This is a genomic window from Streptococcus pluranimalium (genome assembly GCF_047785705.1).
Taxonomy (GTDB): domain Bacteria; phylum Bacillota; class Bacilli; order Lactobacillales; family Streptococcaceae; genus Streptococcus; species Streptococcus pluranimalium_A.
This window is the reverse complement of record NZ_JBLOJV010000064.1, coordinates 1-3,817: the sequence shown is the minus strand read 5'-3', so window position 1 is coordinate 3,817 and position 3,817 is coordinate 1. Positions and strand designations below refer to the sequence as shown.

Here is a 3,817-nt window from a genome sequence, read left to right as displayed (position 1 = left end):
AAACATCCCAAAGTCAAATAGAGACTTTGGGATGTTTTCAATATACTCCGTTATTGGGCGGTTACGAAAAGCCTTGGAGACAAGACTTTTTAGCTTAGGGTGGGGAAGTATCAGAGTGAGAGTAAACGCTGAACGAGTAAGTTTTATAGCAGATTGCAATGAAACTCGTGGAATCGGAATTATGGAATACTCAAAGTCGCTGGTACTAGAACGGGTGACCAGGCTAGTGAAACTGCATATAACAATTTATACTTTTGTTTGTTATAGCAATTGTACTAATTAGAAATTTAACTTTTCAGTCATTCTCGATTAATAACCTAGCGATATCAGGGTGTAGCTGTCCACTGTTAACTTGTTCAATCCAACTGTTAACAGGCTTCTGAGATGAATTGTGTTCAAACCAATCAAAGGATACGAATTCATCAATAAGTTGTTCGTGTGATTCAAGAGCGTTAAGCCTGCGTTTTAAGGATATGAGTTGTTTAAGCTGATTCTCAATGTGGAATTTTTGGTCATTAATTAACTCTAGAATCAGTGTTTTTGTTAGGGGCTTCTTAGTCATTTTTTCTCAATATTGTCCCGATTTGTTCAAGAGTTAAGCCCAAGCCTGAAAAGTACAAAATGAGATGGAGTGTTTTGACGATTTGGTCTGAGTAATTACGGTAGTTATTGGGTAAACGGTCAGGTTCAGGCAGAAATCCTCTTCGCTCGTAATATCGGATGGTGGAGACAGGTAGTCCCGTTGCTTTTGCTAATTCTTTTATTGTCATAATCTTACCTTTTGACATTAAACTATGGTTCATAGTTTATACTAAGTTGGATAAAAAAACAAGAGGTGATAGACAATGAGAACAAGTGTATTTCAAGAGACAAATTTTGGTCGTGTGCATGGTAGTAGCGACGGGGTGACCGAGAGGTTTGCAGGGCTTCGATATGCCCAAGCCCAGCGCTATGGTATTCCTCGGCCCTTTTCTTATGAAGGTGGCGAGATTGATGCAACCAAGCTGGCACCTATTGCAGCCCAGCCAAACATATATTTCAAAGAATACTACTTTAAGCAAAACTATAGTAGTCAGTTGCAGACTGAGCATCCACAAATACTATCGATTTATCGACCTATTGGTACTACGGAAGCTGATCAGTTGCCTGTCATGATTTGGATTCATGGAGGGGCATTTACGAATGGGAGTGGGGAGAGTAGTGAGTACACTCCAGATTTATTGGTTTCCCAAGAGCGGGTCATTGTAGTTAATATCAGCTACCGTCTGGGGGGGTTGGGATATTTGCGAGACCAAGCTGGTCACTTGGCCAATCTTGGCTTGCTAGACCAAATTGAAGCAATTAAGTGGATTACCACCAAATTGCTCAATTTGGTGGTAATCCTGCTCAAATGACACTCTTTGGCCAATCGGCTGGAGCAGAATCAGTACGAGCCATCCTGCTTGCAGATGGGACAGAAGGTCTTATTCAGAGAGCGATAATACAGAGTGACCCAATCGGGGCTGCAAATGCTAAGCGCTCTGTCATGTCTCAAAGGATGCTGGAAAAATATCTGGAACTTCCAGTTGATGCTCCAATATCAGACGTTCTGACTAAGCAATTAGAAATTGAGGAAACAACTAAAGTGAGGGGTCTTGCGCGATTCATGAAGTTTGGACCTCATTATGGAGTCTACCCACTTCCAAAAGTGGAGGAGATACCAGATCGTTTAGCAATTCGTGCTAAATCAGTAGATCTATTGATTGGTAGTAATACCAGAGAAGTAGCAAGCTTTTTACCCACACAACCCAAAATTTTGGGTTTAACAGACAAACGTTTAGGTCAGAAGACGATTGAGTTAGTGGTCAAAAAACTTAGTAGAGAGATTTTTAACAAACCAACTTTGGAATTTGCTCATACCTATGCTGAGGCTGGTGGGAAAACTTACCATTACAGCTTTTTTTGGCAAGAGCAGAGCCACCTTGTTGCTGCGGGTCACGATTTAGAATTGCCGCTACTTTTTAATTTCTCTGCTTTTCCAGATTCGCCGTTTCTTTTAGGAAAAAGCTGGTCTGAAACTCAAGTTGATGGTCAACGACTTCGCAGAGTTTGGGGACAGTTTGCCCGAACAGGTCAGGTTGACCTATCCGGTATACCGCTTATGTTAGAATTTAATAAGTTAAATAAGTGATATGTAAACAGCCTAGAAGTAATCTTTTAGGCTGTTAAATATGTTGTAGTTTTCTTATACGAATATCGGAAATTAGTGGATTCTCTTCCAAGGTTCTTACCTCAAAAATGAAGAAGTGATCGCGATTATCTTTGGACTTCTCCTTATTCAGGACAAAGTAATTCTTACGTGAAGTCGCCATTGTTTTTAGGATATTATCAGTTAGGAAAGTCAATGGAATATTCATGTTGGAGTAGCGGTAGAAGTCACGTTCAAAATCTTGGTAGCTCTCGCTGTAATAGTCCATTTGCAGGTGATTACGCTGAAACTCAAGCTGATTCATAAAGTACCTCCTCTACAAGTTCAATACTCATAATATCTTTCAATTTCAAATTGATGTGACCTGTTATAGTTTTTATCAAAATGAAATCCTTATTCAGACTTGGTATTGTTCCAGTGTAGGAAACACGCTTGTTTTTCTCAATCACATGAATGCGCGTGTTCAGTTGGCTAGCGTATACTTGACTGAGGAGTAATAATTTCTTCTCCAGTGACAAATCTGACATGTACGTTACTTTGTTTGTGTCATCAGAGAGTGCTGATGTATGCTCAGATAGGAAAAAGCCCATCCATTTTTGCATCTTTGTATCCTGGTACTCTCTTGCTGACTGAAATGGTAAGTATGAACGGTCAATCATTTTAATCCCTCCAATCCACCAGCGGAATGTCCGCCGATAAGTTTACTACGTTCAATATTTCTGGAACCTTCAGTTAGGACGGTTCCTTTTTGTATGGCTAAAAAACCAAATTGTTCTCTGACAACGTCAATTGCTGTCTGAAGTCTATTTTCTTTTTCAATTTGTTCCACATCATCAAAGAGTGATAGTAGAGTAAAGTTTTCATCTACAAAGCCACTATAAGAGACACCGATTTGTCTCACTGCACCAGAGGTGTATTTCTTTCGGAATAATTCAAGTACATGGCTCACCATTGTTTTTGGGAGATTTGCGGTTTCAATTTTTTTCTGAGCATTTATAGATTTTTTCATCTCAGTCCTAGAATATCCAATATGAATAGAAACGACAGTAGTCAATACTAGGACTACTGTTCCGTTCCACAGTATAATCCTAAAATCACTTTCACTTCCTTTCGTTCATTAGTATAGAAGAAAGCTCTCATCACACGTCGAGGTAGTTGGTTTGCTGGTGAAAGCCTAGAAACGGTTGAACGAAAGCACATTAAAAAGCCTTGGACAGGGCTTTTTAGCTTTGGGTGGGGTAGTATCAGAGTGACTACCTCAGTTGAGGTAGTTGAGATATTGGTGAATTTGAGAGGGATTTATTTCCGTAGATACAAAGGGGGGACATGGGTAAAGGAGTATGAGGGAATAGATATCCCCCCTCTCTTTTTGCTAAATCGAGAAAAGTATAGATAAAAAATCGTCAAAAATATCGCTTATATCGCAACATATAGCTGGACGTATCTTAGTTTCAACGGTAATATGTACATACCAAAATGGAAAAGAGAAAATAAGATGATGAGTATACAGCCGAGATTGAACGCCTTTGAGGAACTTGCGGAGGTGTTCCGAAAAACCCACCTTGAGCTGGAAGTTGGAGAGACTGTTGAAATTGGAAGATTGTCTCCACTTAAGGTTGACTACCAAGC

General features: G+C 39.8%; 3 protein-coding genes and 3 pseudogenes. 1 reads left to right on the top strand and 5 read right to left on the bottom strand.

The window, feature by feature from the left end:
* Positions 1–295 precede the first annotated feature (295 nt).
* Positions 296–562, bottom strand: a complete 267-nt coding sequence (locus tag ACMZ6Z_RS09045; RefSeq protein WP_416132209.1) for a hypothetical protein — start codon at positions 560–562, stop codon at positions 296–298.
* A complete protein-coding gene (locus ACMZ6Z_RS09040; protein ID WP_416132208.1) occupies positions 555–770 on the bottom strand; it encodes a MerR family transcriptional regulator in 216 nt (71 codons plus the stop codon). Before ACMZ6Z_RS09040 ends, ACMZ6Z_RS09045 begins: the two co-directional genes overlap by 8 nt.
* A 75-nt stretch (positions 771–845) precedes the next feature.
* On the opposite strand from ACMZ6Z_RS09040, the pseudogene ACMZ6Z_RS09035 reads away from it, so the two are divergent.
* Positions 846–2,170 (top strand): annotated as a pseudogene (locus ACMZ6Z_RS09035) (carboxylesterase family protein).
* A 26-nt stretch (positions 2,171–2,196) separates the two neighbouring features.
* Here ACMZ6Z_RS09035 and ACMZ6Z_RS09030 read toward each other — a convergent pair.
* The 3 genes and pseudogenes from ACMZ6Z_RS09030 to ACMZ6Z_RS09020 all read right to left on the bottom strand — a co-directional run.
* Positions 2,197–2,492, bottom strand: a pseudogene (locus ACMZ6Z_RS09030) (DUF5960 family protein).
* The gene (locus ACMZ6Z_RS09025) at positions 2,479–2,847 is read right to left on the bottom strand and encodes a hypothetical protein (RefSeq protein ID WP_416132207.1); all 369 of its coding nucleotides are present in this window, start codon (positions 2,845–2,847) and stop codon (positions 2,479–2,481) included. The pseudogene ACMZ6Z_RS09030 and the gene ACMZ6Z_RS09025 overlap by 14 nt, the downstream one beginning before the upstream one ends.
* A pseudogene (locus ACMZ6Z_RS09020) lies at positions 2,844–3,236 on the bottom strand (DNA polymerase); the annotation flags it as partial. The gene ACMZ6Z_RS09025 and the pseudogene ACMZ6Z_RS09020, both read right to left, overlap by 4 nt.
* Positions 3,237–3,817 lie beyond the last annotated feature (581 nt).

Bases quoted from the DNA above. Each gene is read 5' to 3' on its own strand.
- ACMZ6Z_RS09045 (WP_416132209.1), bottom strand. From the start codon at position 562: ATGACTAAGAAGCCCCTAACAAAAACACTGATTCTAGAGTTAATTAAT.
- ACMZ6Z_RS09040 (WP_416132208.1), bottom strand. From the start codon at position 770: ATGACAATAAAAGAATTAGCAAAAGCAACGGGACTACCTGTCTCCACC.
- ACMZ6Z_RS09025 (WP_416132207.1), bottom strand. From the start codon at position 2,847: ATGATTGACCGTTCATACTTACCATTTCAGTCAGCAAGAGAGTACCAG.